The sequence below is a fragment of the Streptomyces sp. NPDC090022 genome (assembly GCF_044748145.1).
In the GTDB taxonomy this organism is placed as follows: Bacteria; Actinomycetota; Actinomycetes; order Streptomycetales; family Streptomycetaceae; genus Streptomyces.
This window is the reverse complement of the sequence record NZ_JBIVFN010000001.1, coordinates 75,795-90,021: the sequence shown is the minus strand read 5'-3', so window position 1 is coordinate 90,021 and position 14,227 is coordinate 75,795. Positions and strand designations below refer to the sequence as shown.

Below are 14,227 nucleotides of genomic sequence, written 5' to 3'. Positions count from 1 at the left end.
CGCCGTCCGCCCCGCCTTGAACATGTTCAACAGAAGCCCTAGGCTCAGCCCTGCGAGTTGAACGCGTTCAAAGCGGTGACCGCGCGGGGAGGGGAGTCCACGGTGACGGTGCTGGTGAATCTGATCGTCACCCTGGGCATGGGCGTCATCGTCCCCGTCGGGCTGCGGCTCACGGACCCGGCCGGACCGCACGTCCTGGCCCGCTGGTGGCCCCTGCTCGCCGCACCCGGGGCCGTCTGCCTGTGGCTGCCGCGCGGGACCGCCGCCACCGTGCTCGCCGCACTCTACGCGGCGGCCACGCTCGCCCTGGCCCTGCGCGGTCTGCTGCGGCTGCGCTCCGTCCTGCGCCGTACGCCGCACGCCGGGACGCGGGCGCCCGTACCGGCCGAGGTCGCGGTGGTCACCGCGCTGCTCTCGCCCGCCGTCGCGGCGACCGCCCTGGTCGCCGAGCGCGCGGGGGTGCGGCTGTTCGGCTTCGACCTCGACATCCTGGCGCTGACCGTGCCCCACTTCCACTACGCCGGCTTCGCCGCGGCCCTGGTCGCGGGGCTGGTGTGCCGCGCGGCCCCGGCCGGGCCGTGGGCGCGCTGGGCGGCGTACAGCGTGCCGGGCGGCACCGCTCTGGTGCTCGCCGGGTACTTCGTCGACGACTGGGCCGAGCTGGCCGGCTCGCTGGTGCTGACCGCCGGGATGTGGGCCGTGGCCCTGCTGACCTGGCGCGAGATCCGGCCGGGCGCGCCGGGGCGCGGCACCCGGGCCCTGCTCGCCGTCTCGGCCGCCGTGCTGGTGGCCACCATGCTGCTCGCCCTGTGGTGGGCCGTGGGCGAGGCCACCGGGATCCCCCACCCCACCCTGACCTGGATGGCCGCCACGCACGGCCTCGGCAACGCCCTGGGCTTCGCCCTGTGCTCGGTACTGGCCTGGCGCCGGCTGGCCGCCGGCGACCGACGTTGAGGAGATCACCGATGACCCGACTGATGAGCGCCGGACGGGACACCCTGAACTACCCCGACCGCGGCGCGACGGCCCGCCGGCCGCTGCCCGCCGGGTACCACCACCTGCACCACCGCGCCCCGCTCGGGCACGGCCGGGCCGTCTTCGAGGCGGCCGGTACGGCGGTGACCACCCTCGCGCTGCACCGCGCCACCGGCTTCACCGTCCGCGCGGACCACGCCTCGGTGCGGCCCGGCAGCCAGGTCGAGGTCGGCATCGGTCTCGGGCCGCTGCGGATCTCGGCGCCGTGCGAGGTGATCTGGACGGCGTACGCGCCCGGGCGCGCGGGGTTCGCGTACGGGACCCGCGACGGGCACCCCGAGAGCGGAGAGGAGTCCTTCCTGGTGGAACTGGCGGCCGACGGCACGGTGTGGTTCGAGGTGACGGCCTTCAGCCGGCCCGCCACCTGGTACACGCGGCTGGCCGGCCCGGTCGTCCCCTTCCTCCAGCTGCGCTACGCCCGCCTGCTGACCCGCACCCTGCGCGCCCTGGCCGCGGGCGGCTGATACTGGAGGCGATGGACTGGTTCGTGGGGCCCGGGTACTGGCTGGGCCGGCTGGTCTTCCAGCGGGCTCTGGCCGGCGTCTACCTCTGCGCCTTCCTCGGGGCGGCGCTGCAGTTCCGGGCGCTGATCGGGGCGCGCGGGATGCTCCCGGTGCCCGAGTACGTCAGCTGGGTGCCGTTCAAACGCGCCCCGAGCCTGTTCCAACTGCGCTACTCCGACCGCCTGTTCGCCTGCTGCGCATGGGCGGGTGCGGCGGTGGCGGCGGCGCTGGCCGCGGGGGCGGGCGACGCCGTACCGCTGGGCTGCGCGATGGCCATGTGGGCGCTGCTGTGGGTGCTGTACCTGTCGATCGTGAACGTCGGGCAGACCTGGTACGCCTTCGGCTGGGAGTCGCTGCTGCTGGAGGTGGGGTTCCTCGCCGTGTTCCTCGGCAACGCGGACGTGGGGCCGCCGGTGCTGGTGCTGTGGCTGCTGCGCTGGGTGCTGTTCCGGGTGGAGTTCGGCGCCGGGCTGATCAAGATGCGCGGCGACGCCTGCTGGCGGGACCTGACCTGTCTGTACTACCACCACGAGACGCAGCCGATGCCCGGGCCGCTGAGCTGGTTCTTCCACCGGCTGCCCAGGCGGCTGCACCGGCTGGAGTGCGGGGCCAACCACGTGACGCAACTGCTCGTGCCGGTGCTGCTGTTCACCCCGCAGCCGGTGGCCTCGGTCGCGGCCGGGGCGGTCGTGGCCACCCAGCTGTGGCTGGTGCTGTCCGGCAACTTCGCCTGGCTGAACTGGCTGACGATCACCCTCGCACTGTCGGCCGTGGACTTCACCGGGCTCGCGGGCCCGCCGCCGGCCGCGGCCGGGAACCCGGCGCCGCTGTGGTTCGTGGTGCTAGTGTGCGCGCTGACCGTGCTGGTCCTGGCCCTGAGCCGGCACCCCGTACGGAACATGATCTCCAGGCGCCAGGTGATGAACCGCTCCTTCGACGCCCTCCACCTGGTCAACACCTACGGGGCCTTCGGCACGGTGGGCCGGATCCGCGACGAGGTGGTGGTGGAGGGGACGGCCGACCCCGTGCCGCGCGAGGACGGGCACTGGCGGGAGTACGGCTTCAAGGGCAAACCGGGTGCGCTGCGCCGCGTCCCGCGCCAGTTCGCCCCGTACCATCTGCGGCTGGACTGGCTGATGTGGTTCGCCGCGCTCTCCCCCGGCTACGCGCGGGACTGGTTCGGGCCGTTCGTCGAGCGGCTGCTGGCGGGCGACCGGGACACGCTGCGGCTGCTGCGCCACAACCCGTTCCCGGACGCCCCGCCGCTGTTCGTACGGGCCCGCGTGTACCGCTACCGGTTCACCACCTGGCGGGAGCTGCGCGCGACGGGTGCCTGGTGGCACCGGACGCTGCTGCGCGAGTACCTGCCGCCGACCCGGCTCGCGGCGACCGGGTCCCGCGGCGCCTGAGCCCCGGCTGGGGCCCGCCGCGCCTGAGAGCCCGGCCAGGGCCCGCCGCACCTGAGCCGCGACCAGGGCCCGCGGGGCCTGAGCCCCGGCCGGGACCCGGCGCGGGGCCCGGACGACGATCCGCCGGGCCGGCGCCGCGCCGGTGGCCGTGGCCCCGCGCTACCGCGCGAGCAGCGCCGCCTCGCGCTCCGCGTCGAGGCCCGGCCGGGGCCGGTCGGCGCGCTGCGGGGCGGCGCCGCCGAGCTCCGTCAGCCAGGCCCAGGTGCCGGCCACGGTCTCCTCGACCGGGCGGCACTTCAGGCCCGCGCCCACCGCCCTGGTGACGTCGCCGCCGTACATGAAGTCGTACAGCTCGCCCCGGGGGAGCCACACCGGCAGCTCGGTCCAGGGCTGCACCCCGGCGTCGAGGACCCGCTGCGGGTCGGTCCAGCGGAGCTCGGCGCGGCCGCCGGTCACCTCGGCGCAGGCCTGGAGCAGGTCGCCCAGGGTCGCGTGCCCGTTCGGGCAGGCCAGGTTGTACGGACCGGAGAGGCCCGCAGCGGCCGCGTCCAGGGTCCAGCCGGCCAGGTCGCGCACGTCGACGTACTGCACGGGAAGGTCGCGGGGGCCGGGGGCGAGGACCGGGCCGCCCTGCGCCATCCGGGTGAGCCACCAGGGCAGCCGGCCGACGTTCTCGTACGGGCCGAGGATCAGTCCGGCGCGCACCAGCAGGCTCGCGTCCTCACCGAACGTGCCGGCGGCGGCCAGTTCCCCGCCGCGCTTGTCCTCGGCGTAGGCGACGGAGCCGGCGTCCGGCGAGCCCTCGACCAGGGGTCCGTCCTCGGCCAGGCCGAACGGCGCGGGGTAGGAGTAGACGGAGCGGCTGGAGATGTAGGTGTAGCGGCCTGCGCGGCCGCGCAGGCGGCGGGCGGCGTCGCGTACGGCGGTGGGAGCACCGCCCCAGGTGTCGACGACGAGGTCCCACTCCCCCGCGGCGAGGGCGTCGAGCCCGCCGGGCGCCGTGCGGTCGCCGTGCAGCCGGGCCGCTCCGGGCGGCGGGGCGTGGTGGCCGCGGTGGAAGACGGTCACGTCCCAGCCCCGGTCCAGGGCCTCCTCCGTGAGCGCACGGCCGACGAATTCGGTACCTCCGAGCATCAAGAGCTTCATGGCGGCCAGCCTGCCGGGGTGCCGGACGGGGAGGGAAGCCTTGATCGCCCACAGCGATGACGCTGTGGGCGTACGCGGCGCCCCCGCGCCGGCGGGCGTCGGGGGCGCCGGGGCGGCACCCTGGGGGGCCGCCCGCGAGAGGTCCGGCGATCAGTCGATGCCGGGCAGGATGTGCGGTTCGGCGAGGTCGTCCTCGTACCCCGCGAGCCGGATCGGTGCGGAGCGGGCCCACACCTCCAGGCTGCCGAGTTCGTCGGAACGCGTGCGTCCGCGCCGCTCTTGCCGCTCGCCGCGGCTTTGGTCCTGTTGCGTCATTTCTGGTGTCACCGCGCACTCCTTTGTGTCGGGTAACCCGTCGGGCGTACCGCGCCGGGCAGGTAAACAGGGCATCCGAGCGCGGTGGCGCTGTCGTTCTCGACACGGAGAGTGGCCCTGGTGGGGCCGTCCGTGTGCATCAGAGTACACATATGAGCGGGCCCCCGCTCGATGGGAAAGTAAAATCCGTGTTGCCCCCTCACCTTCGCCCCATGTTCATGAAGTCGCACGTCGGCGTGTCGCCGGCAGATGATCTGCTCGCCGGCGTCACGTGCGGACGACGGAAGGGAGTGGCGGTGGGAGACGTCCGGGTGCCGACGGTGGACACGGTCGAGGAGCTGATGGATCTGCTGCGGGCCTGCCGGGGGGCGTGGGACACGCCCGACCGCAGTGGCGACCCGGTGGACCTGCACGACCACGGGCTGCAGACGGCGGCGCTGCTGCGCCGCTCGCACCCCTTCGACAAGGAGCTCCAGGTCGCCGGTCTGGTGCACGACCTCGGGCACCTGCTCTTCCCGGGCGACGACGCGGGCCACGCCGACCGCGCCGCGGCGGCGGTCCGGCCGCTGCTGGGCCGCCGGGTCGCGCGGCTGGTCGCGCTGCACGTGCCCGCCAAGCGCTACCTGGCGGCCGTCGAGCCGGAGCGGGCGCTGTCCCCGCAGAGCGAGCTGACGCTGCACGCGCAGGGCGGGGTGATGGGCGAGGCAGAGGTACGCGCCTTCGAGGCCGACCCGGACGCGGCGGCCGCGGTGATCCTGCGTCAGGCCGACGACGCCGGCAAGGTGGTGGGGCTCGACGCGGGCGTGATGGAGGACTGGCGTCCGGTTCTGGAGCTGGTCGCGGCGGGGGCGTACGACCACACGGTGTGAACCGCACGGCGTGAACCGCACGGCGTGAACCACGTGAGACGCCACGCCCCCGGCCGCGTGCTCGCGGCCGGGGGCGTGGCGTCCGGCGCGGGCGGGCCGGGCCCGCCCCCGCGGCTACCAGTTGGCGGGCGCGTAGTCCTTGAGGAAGACGCCGTACAGGTCCTCGCCCGCCTCGCCGCGCACGATCGGGTCGTAGACCCGGGCCGCGCCGTCGACCAGGTCGAGGGGCGCGTGGAAGCCCTCCTCGGCCAGGCGCAGCTTGTCGAAGTGCGGGCGCTCGTCGGTGATCCAGCCGGTGTCGACCGAGGTCATGAGGATCCGGTCGGTCTGGAACATCTCCTGGCCGCTCGTCCGCGTCACCATGTTCATCGCGGCCTTGGCGGCGTTGGTGTTCGGGTGTCCCGCGCCCTTGTAGCCGCGGCTGAACACGCCCTCCATCGCCGAGACGTTGACGACGTACGCCCGCCCGCCCGCCGACTTCCGGGCGGCCTCGGCCATCGCCGGCCGCAGCGCGCTGATCAGGATGAACGGCGACGTGTAGTTGCACAGCTGGGTCTCCAGCAGCTCGACCGGAGTGATCTGGTCGATGGTCTGCACCCAGGTGTTGGACTGCACCACGTCCGGCAGCAGGCCGCCCGCGTCGATGGCGGTTCCGTCGAGGTGCCGCTCGAGGCTGGCGTTGCCCGCGACCAGGGCGAGGTCGGCGACCTTCTGCGCCTCGAGCCCGCTCACCCCGACCGGCAGCGCCGCCAGGCCGTCGACCGCGCCGGAGTTGAAGGCGCCGATGACGTGGTGGGCGGGGAGCTCACCGGCCGGCAGCGGGGCGCTCTCCCCCTCCACCAGGGCCGCGTACGCGGTGGGCAGGCGGCGCACGGTCTGCGTGGCGTTGTTGATCAGGATGTCCAGCGGGCCGGCCGCGGCCACCTGGTCGGCGAGCGCGACGGACTGCGCCGGGTCGCGCAGGTCGATGCCGACGACCTCCAGGCGGTGCATCCACTCCGCCGAGTCGTCCATCGCCTTGAAGCGGCGGATCGCGTCCTTGGGGAAGCGGGTGGTGATGGTGGTGTGGGCGCCGTCGCGCAGCAGCCGCAGCGCGATGTACATGCCGATCTTGGCCCGGCCGCCGGTGAGCAGCGCGCGCTTGCCGGAGAGGTCGGCGCGGGCCTCGCGCTTGGCGCGGTTCTGGGCGGCGCAGTCCTGGCACAGCTGGTGGTAGAAGTAGTCGACCTCGACGTACCGCGTCTTGCAGACGTAGCAGGAGCGCGGGCGCTGGAGTATCCCGGCGATCCGGCCGGCCTCCGTGACCGAGGAGGGCAGGATGCCCTCGGTCTCGTCGTCGATGCGCTGCGCGGAACCGGTCGCGGTGGCCTCGGTGACGGCCTTGTCGTTGGCGGTCTTGGAGGCGCGGCGCTCCTGGCGGCGGCGCTGCTTGACCGTACGGTAGATCCCCGCGGTCGCGCGGCGCACGGTGATCGCGTCGGGGTGGTCGACGTCGATCTTGTCGAGCTCGTCGAGCACGCTGAGGCAGACCGCCAGTCGCTCGGGGTCGATGCCCGGCCCGTATGCCTGGTTGTCTTCGGTCTCGGTCACCGTCATGGCCGCTGCCGTTCCTCGATGCTCGCCCGCTGCCCGCTGGGTGAGCGCGGCGCGGAAATCCTGCGGGAAGTCCCCAAAAGGGGAACTGTACGGATCCGGCGGGCCCCGGGACAAACCCGCGGGCGTGCACGTCACCCATCGCAAGCGGATCATCACGTCGCGTACTCCCGTACTACGACTGGAGTATGAGTGATCACCTCCTGTGGAGGGAGGCACGGAGGCCTGTGACCAGGCATGGTGGAACACATGAGTACCCTGGTGCTGTCCGTCCTGCTCTGCCTGGTCTCCGCCCTCGCCTACGCGGGTGGCGCCATCGTCCAGGAGCAAGTCGCCCGCAGCACCCCCGACCGGCGGTACGCCCCGCTGCGCCGGCCCGTCTGGTGGCTGGCGGTGGGGCTCAACGGCATGGGCGCGCTGCTGCACGTGGTGGCGCTGGCCTACGGGCCGCTGAGCCTGGTGCAGCCGCTGGGCGCGCTGACCATCGTCTTCGCACTGCCGATGGCGGCCCTCTTCGTACGGCGCCGGGCCGGCGCGGCCGCCTGGCGGGGCGCCCTCATGGCCACCGTGGGGCTCGCCGGGCTGCTGGCCCTGACCGGCGGCGACGGGCGGGCCGAGCCGGTCCTGGCGGGCCACGAGCAGACGCTGCTGCTGTCGCTGACAGGGGCCGGGGCGGCGGTGCTGTTCCTGGCGGCGCACCGGATGCGCCGGCCGGTGCTGCGCAGCGTGCTGCTCGCGGCCGCGGCGGGGACGGCCTTCGGCATGGCCTCGGTCTTCACCAAGTCCGTCGCCGACGCCTTCACCGGCGGCGCGACGGACGTGGTGTGGACGCAGCTGGCGGCGATCGCCGTGCTGGCCTCGGGCGGCCTGCTGCTGTCCCAGGCGGCGTACCAGGGCGCGGGCCTGACCGCGCCGCTGTCCACGGTGACGGTGGTCAATCCGGTGGTCGCGGCGGCGGTCGGCATCACGCTCTTCGACGAGGGCTTCCGCTACGGGACGGCGGGTGCCGTGGCGGCTCTGGCGGCCGGCACGCTGGCGGCGGCCGGCCTGCTGCTGCTCACGGCGGTGCCGGCGCGGCGGCGCGGGTCAGATCCGTACCCCCTGGGCGCGCAGATACTTGAGCGGGTCGATGTCGGAGCCGTAGCCGGACCCGCTGCGCATCTCGAAGTGCAGGTGGGGGCCGCTGCTGTTGCCGGTCGACCCGGAGCGGCCGATCCGCTGGCCGCCGGAGACCTGCTGGCCGGCCTTGACCGACACCGCCGACAGGTGCGCGTACTGGGAGAACTTCCCGTCGGCGTGGCGGATGACGATCTGGTAGCCGTACGCCCCCGCCCAGCCGGCCGAGACGACCTGGCCGGGGCCGACGGCCTTGACGGAGGTCCCCGTCGGTACCGGGAAGTCGACACCGGTGTGGTAGCCGCTGCTCCAGGAGGATCCGGCGACCCGGTAGGCGGTGCCGATGGCCGCGTCGACGGGGGCCGTGAAGCCCGCCGAGGGAGCCTGCTGCCGCGCTGACGCGGGCTGGGTCCGCTGCTGCTCCGTGGGCTTGGCCTGCGGGGTGGTGGGCTGGGGCGCGGGAGTGGGCTTGGCCTGCTCCTGCGGCGTGGGCCGCGGCTTCTCGGACGGCCCCGGCGCGGCCGGCTTCTGCGCCTGCGGGGGCTCGCCGGGCTTGACCGGGTCGGCGGTGCGCGGGGGCTTCTCCGGGGCCGGGGCGGGCGGGGTGAGGGTGACCCGCAGGGTCAGGCGCTGGCCGGGGAAGATGAGGTTCGGGTTGTCGCCGACGGTGGCGCGGTTGGTCTCGTAGAGGGCCTGCCAGCCGCCCTCGACGTGCTGGCGCTGGGCGATGGCGGAGAGCGAGTCGCCGGGGGCCACGACGTACGGGCTGGGCAGCACCGTGGTGCCGGTCGGGCGGGGTGCGGCGCCCTGCGGGGGCTGGGCCGGGGGCTTGGCGGCCTGCGCGGGGGCCTGCTGCGGGGAGGCCTGCGTGCGCGGGGGCTGGGCTCCCGGTGCGGACTTGGCCGACGGGGCGGACTTGGCCGACGGGGCCGACGTGGACGGCGTCAGCAGCGGTGCCGGACCGCCGCGGGTGAGTCCGGCCTTCTTGGAGCACACCGGCCAGGCCTGCGGCCCCTGCCCCTTGAGCACCTTCTCGGCGACCGCGATCTGCTGTTCCTTGGTGGCGAGGTCGGCGCGCGCGGCGTAGGCGGTGCCGCCGAAGGCCCGCCAGGTGCTCTGCGTGAACTGGAGCCCGCCGTAGTAGCCGTTGCCGGAGTTGATGTGCCAGTTGTTGGTGGACTCGCAGGCCGCGACCTTGTTCCAGGTGTCGACCGACGCCGCCTCCGCCGTGCCGGCGCCTATGAAGGGGAGCGCTATGCCGGCTCCGCCGGCGGTGAAGACAAGCGACGCCCGGTTGATGCTGCTCGGCTGGTACCGGCGGTGCCGGCCCCGTACACCCATGGGGAGCCCCCTTGAAGACATCAGGAACCGCACAACCTAACGGGACGCCCAGGGCATGACAAGGGGCGCAAGCGGGCTCACTCAAGGGGAAGTTGACATTCCATAGCCCCGTAAGCGGGCCGTCCGCGCCGGGGGCGGGGTAGCGTCGGTACGGACCGCACATCGAGGCATTCAGGAGCGCACGCATGAGCAGCACAGCCCAGATCGGCGTCACCGGGCTCGCGGTGATGGGCAGCAATCTGGCCCGCAACTTCGCCCGTAACGGCTTCACCGTGGCCGTGCACAACCGCACGGCCGCCAAGACCCGCGCGCTGGTCGAGGAGTTCGGCCACGAGGGGACGTTCGTGGCCGCCGAGTCGGCCAAGGACTTCGTGGCGGCGCTGGAGCGCCCGCGCCGTCTGATCATCATGGTGAAGGCCGGTGAGCCGACCGACGCCGTCATCCGCGAGTTCGCCGGACTCCTCGAGCCGGGCGACGTCATCATCGACGGCGGCAACGCCCACTTCGAGGACACCCGGCGCCGTGAGCGGGAACTGCGCGAGCAGGGCATCAACTTCGTGGGCGTGGGCATCTCGGGCGGTGAGGAGGGCGCGCTGCTCGGGCCGAGCATCATGCCGGGCGGCTCGCAGGAGTCCTACGCCTCGCTCGGCCCGCTGCTGGAGAAGATCGCCGCCAAGGCCGCCGACGGCACGCCCTGCACCTCGCACGTGGGCCCCGACGGGGCCGGCCACTTCGTGAAGATGGTGCACAACGGCATCGAGTACGCCGACATGCAGCTGATCGCGGAGGCCTACCACCTGCTGCGCGACGTCGCCGGCTACTCCCCCGCCCGGATCGCCGAGACCTTCCGGACCTGGAACAAGGGCCGGCTGGACTCGTACCTCATCGAGATCACGGCGGAGGTGCTGGCCCACACGGACGCCGCGACCGGGCAGGCGTTCGTCGACGTGATCGCCGACGCCGCCGAGCAGAAGGGCACGGGCCGCTGGACCGTGCAGATCGCCCTGGACCTCGGGGTCCCGGTGTCGGGCATCGCCGAGGCCGTCTTCGCCCGGGCCGTCTCCGGCCACGGCGCGCTGCGGGCCGCGTCCGCCTCGCTGGCCGGCCCGAAGGCCGCGGCGCTGTCGGGCGAGGCGGCCGACGCGTTCGCCGCGCGGGTCGAGCAGGCGCTGTACGCGTCGAAGATCGTCTCGTACACGCAGGGCTTCCACCAGATCCAGGCCGGCAGCACCGAGTACGGCTGGGACATCGACCTGGGCGCGGTGGCCTCGCTGTGGCGCGGCGGCTGCATCATCCGGGCGGCGTTCCTGGACCGGATCCGGGCCGCGTACGGTGCCCGGCCGGACCTGCCGAGCCTGCTGGCCGACGAGGGCTTCGCGGGCGAGATCGGCGCGGCGCAGGACGACTGGCGCGCCGTGCTGGTGACGGCGGTGGAGCAGGGTATTCCGGTGCCGGCCTTCGCGGCGTCGCTGGCCTACTACGACGCGCTGCGCGCCGAGCGCCTCCCCGCGGCGCTGACCCAGGGCCAGCGCGACTTCTTCGGTGCCCACACGTACCGCCGCACGGACCGGGAGGGCTCGTACCACACCCTGTGGAGCGGTGACCGCTCCGAGGTCCGCACGGACTGACCGGACTGCCCGGGCTGCCCGGACTGCCCGGGCTGCCTTGGCGTCACGGGCATCGCAGGCATCACACGCCGACGGCGGCGGCCCCTCGGGGCCGCCGCCGTCCGCTCGACGCCGTAGGGCGCGGGCGTCACCTGCCGAGGGCTCCGCGCATCAGGGCCTCGTTGCTCAGGATCCGGGTCCCGGGCAGGCCCGCGATGCCGATGTCACCGGCGGCCGCGGCACCGTTGTGGGAACCGACCGTGTTGTCGCGGCCGGCGTTGAAGACGTCGTCGCCGGCCACCTGGCTCAGGTCGCCGAAGACGATCGAGTACGTCTGGCTGATCGGTGCGTAGACGGTGAAGTCATCGGCGGCGCAGGCACTGGACGCGCCCGCCAGCACGAGACCGGCGGCGGCGAGAGCGGTCAGGGCGGAGCGGATCGATCGCACGAGTACTGCCTTTCGTGGAGGAGCTGGGCAGTGCGACCGTAGGCCGCCCGGCACGACGAGACCCCGTATCCGCCGCCGAACGGCCCGAGTCCATCCGTACGGCGCAGCCGCCCGGCCGCGCTCCGGCCGGCCGCGGCTCAGGGGCCGGGGGCGCCGGAAGCCCCGCGGCTGAGCGGGCCGGGCTGGGGGATCGGGGCCGGGCCCGGCGGGGCCGGGACCGGGTCCGGTTCGGGGAACGGGCCGGGTTCCGGGGGAACGGGCCGCGGGATCGGCTCGGGGTCCGGGAAGGGTCCCGGACCCGGCTCCGGCGGGGGTTCCGGCGGCGGGGGCTGGGTCTGATCGAGATGTGGTGCCATGCACCCCACCTTCCCCCGATCCGTCCCGGTACGCCCGCCGTCTTACGCCGCGCCGGTCAGCCGACGACGACCGGCGCGCCGTCGATCCCGGTGGCGGTGCCCCGGAAGTACACGGCGCGGCCGGTGGCGTCCACGGCCGGCAGGTCCGCCAGGCCGTCACCGGTGAGGTCGCCGGCCGTGCCGAGCGAGGGGAACGCGGCCGCGGTCACACCCGAGCCGATCTTCACCCGGGGAGCGGTGGCCCAGCGCGTCGGGTCGAGGCGGCTGTCGGTGCCGTGCGCGCCGCTGACCCGGTAGAGGTCGCCGGTGGACCCGTGGCGCAGCCACAGGTCCACGATGCCGTCACCGTCGGTGTCGCCGGGCGCGGTGACCGTGTACGCGTCCCAGTCGGCCTCGCCGACCAGCAGCGGCGGCCGCAGCGCGTCCAGGTAGCCGCCGCTGCCGCCGAAGTACACCCACAGCCGCTTGCCCTGCTGCACGAGCAGCTCGGGCCCGCCGTCGCCGTCGAGGTCACCGGCGGCCGCGATCGCCTGCGCGTCGCCCCAGTGCTCGTTGCCGGAGTCGCAGCCCATCTCGGGGTCCTGGACCGGGCAGAACACCGACAGTTCGAAAGAGTCCGAGGGCAGGCTGGTTCCCATGCCCAGGTTCTTGTGGACCCACAGGCGCCGGTCCTGGCCGCCCGCACCGTGGAAGGCGATCAGGTCGTTGTACCCGTCCTCGGTCCAGTCGCCGCTGACGACGGCCTGGGCGCCGGCCGGGAAGGCCGGGCCGGCCTCGACGGGCGCGGCGAACGTGCCGTCGCCGCGGCCCGAGAAGAGGCGCAGCCGGTGGTCTGCGCCCACGCTCCACAGGTCGCGGTGACCGTCGCCGTCGAGGTCGCCGGGCGCGTCGCGCAGCCCGGTCCGGTCGGCCATGAAGAGGTAGTTGACGGTGTCGGAGCGATTGCCCGCCCGGTCGACGCTGTAGGCGTGGACGTAGTGCGGGCCGGCGTTGGGCGGGGTGATGACGACGCTGCCGCCGGGGGCCACGGTGGCCTCGGTGCGCTCCCAGTCGGTGGAGTAGACGATGTGGTCGACGTCCTCGACCCCGCCCGCGTCGAAGCGGAAGGTGCCCGGCGTACGCGCCTTGCCCGTCCCCGTGCCCGCGGAGCCGTCCCGCTCGGGGAACTGCTCGGAGCTGACCTTCGGCGGCACCGCGGGCCGGGTCAGGTCCAGGGAGAACGCGCATCCGGCGGACCAGGGCGAGGTCTGCCCGGCACCGTCCTTGGCCCGGACCGTCCAGCGGTAGTCACCGGCCGGCAGGGTGCCGTCCCGCAGCACCGCCGTGGTGACCCGGCCGCGGGCGGCGGGAACGGTGTAGGCCGCGGCGGGGGCGCTCTCGCCCACGCGGGTGACCTGGAACTCGGCCTCGTACCCGGAGGCGCCCGGGCCGTCCGGGACGTCGACCGTCGCCATCAGGCTCAGGCTGGTGAGCCCGACCGGGCCACCGGAGCACGGCGTGGCCGGGAAGGTGTCGAGCGCGGTCGGGATGGCCGGCGGGGCGGCGGCCGCGGTGGCCGCCGGGGTCAGCAGGCCGAGGGTGGTGGCGGTCAGGCCGCCGACGAGGGCCAGCGCGAGCGGCCGCAGTCGGGTGCGATGCATGCATACTCCTGGTATCTGATGATCATCGCGACCCTAGCCGCCGGGTCCGGTGAGCGGACAGGAATATCCGCGTCACCCGTCACCCCGGCCGTGGCCGGGAGTCACCCCTGCCCCTGCCCCAGGGCCGCCGCCAGCCCGAGCGCCGGACTGGCCAGCACCGGGACCCCGCTGCGGACTGCTTCGGCGGCGCCGGCCATCGACGCCTGGGCGAGGACGACGACGTCCACGGCCTCCGGGCCGTACGCACCGCCGGGCGATCACCGCCCGGCGGTGCGCCCGTCAGAGCGCGACGGCCTGCGGGCTGCGCAGCTGGTCGGTGCCCGGTACCGGGGCGGACGGGTCCGCGCCCAGCTCGACGATCCGGTTGCCGGCGTCGACGTGCACGACGCGCGGGGTCAGCGTGCGCGCCTCGGCGTCCTCGACCTGCGCGTAGCTGATCAGGATCACCAGGTCCCCGGGGTGCACGAGATGGGCCGCGGCACCGTTGATCCCGATCACGCCCGACCCGCGCTCACCCTCGATGACGTACGTCTCCAGGCGCGCGCCGTTGTCGATGTCGACGATGTGCACGAGCTCCCCGGGCAGCAGATCGGCCGCCTCCATGAGCTCGGCGTCGATCGTCACGGACCCGACGTAGTGCAGATCGGCCTGGGTGACGGTGGCCCGGTGAATCTTGGACTTGAACATGGTGCGAAGCAATGTGAGCTCCTAGAAGACGGCTCCCTGCCTGCTTTCTGCAGGTCAAGGGCGTTCCGCACTCTACACCGGCAGGCGTCGGACCGGAGGTCGGAAGGAAAATCCACTGCCTCGGACGAGACGGCTCCTGGCCTGCACTTCCGTGGGCACCAG

Annotated in this window: 13 protein-coding genes and 1 pseudogene; 6 read left to right on the top strand and 8 right to left on the bottom strand. The window is 74.2% G+C overall.

Annotated elements, in window-relative coordinates:
• Positions 1 to 102 precede the first annotated feature (102 nt).
• From ACIPXB_RS00400 to ACIPXB_RS00390, 3 genes are read left to right on the top strand one after another with little or no spacing between them, the layout of a single operon-like run.
• On the top strand, positions 103 to 954 hold the full coding sequence (locus tag ACIPXB_RS00400) for a YndJ family protein (RefSeq protein ID WP_401442568.1): 852 nt from the start codon (positions 103 to 105) through the stop codon (positions 952 to 954).
• Between the two features lie 11 nt (positions 955 to 965).
• Positions 966 to 1,499, top strand: coding sequence for a DUF1990 family protein (locus tag ACIPXB_RS00395; RefSeq protein WP_401442565.1), 534 nt, complete (start codon positions 966 to 968; stop codon positions 1,497 to 1,499).
• A gap of 11 nt (positions 1,500 to 1,510) precedes the next feature.
• A complete protein-coding gene (locus ACIPXB_RS00390; protein WP_401442562.1) occupies positions 1,511 to 2,947 on the top strand; it encodes a lipase maturation factor family protein in 1,437 nt (478 codons plus the stop codon).
• Positions 2,948 to 3,106: 159 nt separating this feature from the next.
• On the opposite strand, the gene ACIPXB_RS00385 is transcribed toward ACIPXB_RS00390, so the two are convergent.
• Together ACIPXB_RS00385 and ACIPXB_RS00380 are read right to left on the bottom strand one after the other, a co-directional pair.
• Positions 3,107 to 4,093 carry a reductase gene (locus tag ACIPXB_RS00385; RefSeq protein ID WP_401442560.1) on the bottom strand — a complete coding sequence of 329 codons (987 nt, stop codon included), beginning with the start codon at positions 4,091 to 4,093 and terminating at the stop codon, positions 3,107 to 3,109.
• Positions 4,094 to 4,243: 150 nt separating this feature from the next.
• A complete protein-coding gene (locus ACIPXB_RS00380) occupies positions 4,244 to 4,420 on the bottom strand; it encodes a hypothetical protein (protein WP_401442557.1) in 177 nt (58 codons plus the stop codon).
• Between the two features lie 329 nt (positions 4,421 to 4,749).
• Between ACIPXB_RS00380 and ACIPXB_RS00375 the strand changes: the two genes are divergently transcribed.
• Entirely contained in the window at positions 4,750 to 5,277 is a 528-nt protein-coding gene (locus tag ACIPXB_RS00375; RefSeq protein ID WP_401444349.1) for an HD domain-containing protein, read from the top strand.
• 114 nt (positions 5,278 to 5,391) lie between these two features.
• Here the strand turns inward: ACIPXB_RS00375 and ACIPXB_RS00370 are convergent, their stop codons facing one another.
• Positions 5,392 to 6,873 (bottom strand): SDR family NAD(P)-dependent oxidoreductase, encoded by a 1,482-nt coding sequence (locus ACIPXB_RS00370; protein WP_401442555.1) that lies wholly within the window; start codon positions 6,871 to 6,873, stop codon positions 5,392 to 5,394.
• A gap of 246 nt (positions 6,874 to 7,119) precedes the next feature.
• On the opposite strand from ACIPXB_RS00370, the pseudogene ACIPXB_RS00365 reads away from it, so the two are divergent.
• Positions 7,120 to 7,932 (top strand): annotated as a pseudogene (locus ACIPXB_RS00365) (DMT family transporter); the annotation flags it as partial.
• Positions 7,933 to 7,956: 24 nt separating this feature from the next.
• Here ACIPXB_RS00365 and ACIPXB_RS00360 read toward each other — a convergent pair.
• Complete coding sequence (locus tag ACIPXB_RS00360; RefSeq protein WP_401442553.1) at positions 7,957 to 9,327, bottom strand: transglycosylase family protein; 1,371 nt, start codon at positions 9,325 to 9,327, stop codon at positions 7,957 to 7,959.
• Positions 9,328 to 9,512: 185 nt separating this feature from the next.
• Between ACIPXB_RS00360 and gndA the strand changes: the two genes are divergently transcribed.
• Entirely contained in the window at positions 9,513 to 10,955 is a 1,443-nt protein-coding gene (gndA, locus tag ACIPXB_RS00355) for an NADP-dependent phosphogluconate dehydrogenase (protein ID WP_401442549.1), read from the top strand.
• A 127-nt stretch (positions 10,956 to 11,082) separates the two neighbouring features.
• On the opposite strand, the gene ACIPXB_RS00350 is transcribed toward gndA, so the two are convergent.
• From ACIPXB_RS00350 to panD, 4 genes are all read right to left on the bottom strand, one after another.
• The gene (locus tag ACIPXB_RS00350; RefSeq protein WP_401442546.1) at positions 11,083 to 11,382 is read right to left on the bottom strand and encodes a hypothetical protein; all 300 of its coding nucleotides are present in this window, start codon (positions 11,380 to 11,382) and stop codon (positions 11,083 to 11,085) included.
• A gap of 412 nt (positions 11,383 to 11,794) precedes the next feature.
• Positions 11,795 to 13,378, bottom strand: a complete 1,584-nt coding sequence (locus tag ACIPXB_RS00345; protein ID WP_401442543.1) for an FG-GAP repeat domain-containing protein — start codon at positions 13,376 to 13,378, stop codon at positions 11,795 to 11,797.
• Between the two features lie 101 nt (positions 13,379 to 13,479).
• Positions 13,480 to 13,605, bottom strand: a complete 126-nt coding sequence (locus ACIPXB_RS00340) for a hypothetical protein (RefSeq protein ID WP_401442541.1) — start codon at positions 13,603 to 13,605, stop codon at positions 13,480 to 13,482.
• A gap of 52 nt (positions 13,606 to 13,657) precedes the next feature.
• A complete protein-coding gene (gene panD, locus ACIPXB_RS00335) occupies positions 13,658 to 14,077 on the bottom strand; it encodes an aspartate 1-decarboxylase (protein ID WP_401442538.1) in 420 nt (139 codons plus the stop codon).
• Positions 14,078 to 14,227: the final 150 nt, after the last annotated feature.

Excerpts from the sequence above, each read along its gene's own strand:
- ACIPXB_RS00390 (WP_401442562.1), top strand. The coding sequence starts at position 1,511 with ATGGACTGGTTCGTGGGGCCCGGGTACTGGCTGGGCCGGCTGGTCTTC.
- ACIPXB_RS00375 (WP_401444349.1), top strand. The coding sequence starts at position 4,750 with ATGGATCTGCTGCGGGCCTGCCGGGGGGCGTGGGACACGCCCGACCGC.
- ACIPXB_RS00360 (WP_401442553.1), bottom strand. The coding sequence starts at position 9,327 with ATGGGTGTACGGGGCCGGCACCGCCGGTACCAGCCGAGCAGCATCAAC.
- ACIPXB_RS00385 (WP_401442560.1), bottom strand. The coding sequence starts at position 4,093 with ATGAAGCTCTTGATGCTCGGAGGTACCGAATTCGTCGGCCGTGCGCTC.
- ACIPXB_RS00395 (WP_401442565.1), top strand. The coding sequence starts at position 966 with ATGACCCGACTGATGAGCGCCGGACGGGACACCCTGAACTACCCCGAC.
- gndA (WP_401442549.1), top strand. The coding sequence starts at position 9,513 with ATGAGCAGCACAGCCCAGATCGGCGTCACCGGGCTCGCGGTGATGGGC.
- ACIPXB_RS00345 (WP_401442543.1), bottom strand. The coding sequence starts at position 13,378 with ATGCATCGCACCCGACTGCGGCCGCTCGCGCTGGCCCTCGTCGGCGGC.
- ACIPXB_RS00370 (WP_401442555.1), bottom strand. The coding sequence starts at position 6,873 with ATGACGGTGACCGAGACCGAAGACAACCAGGCATACGGGCCGGGCATC.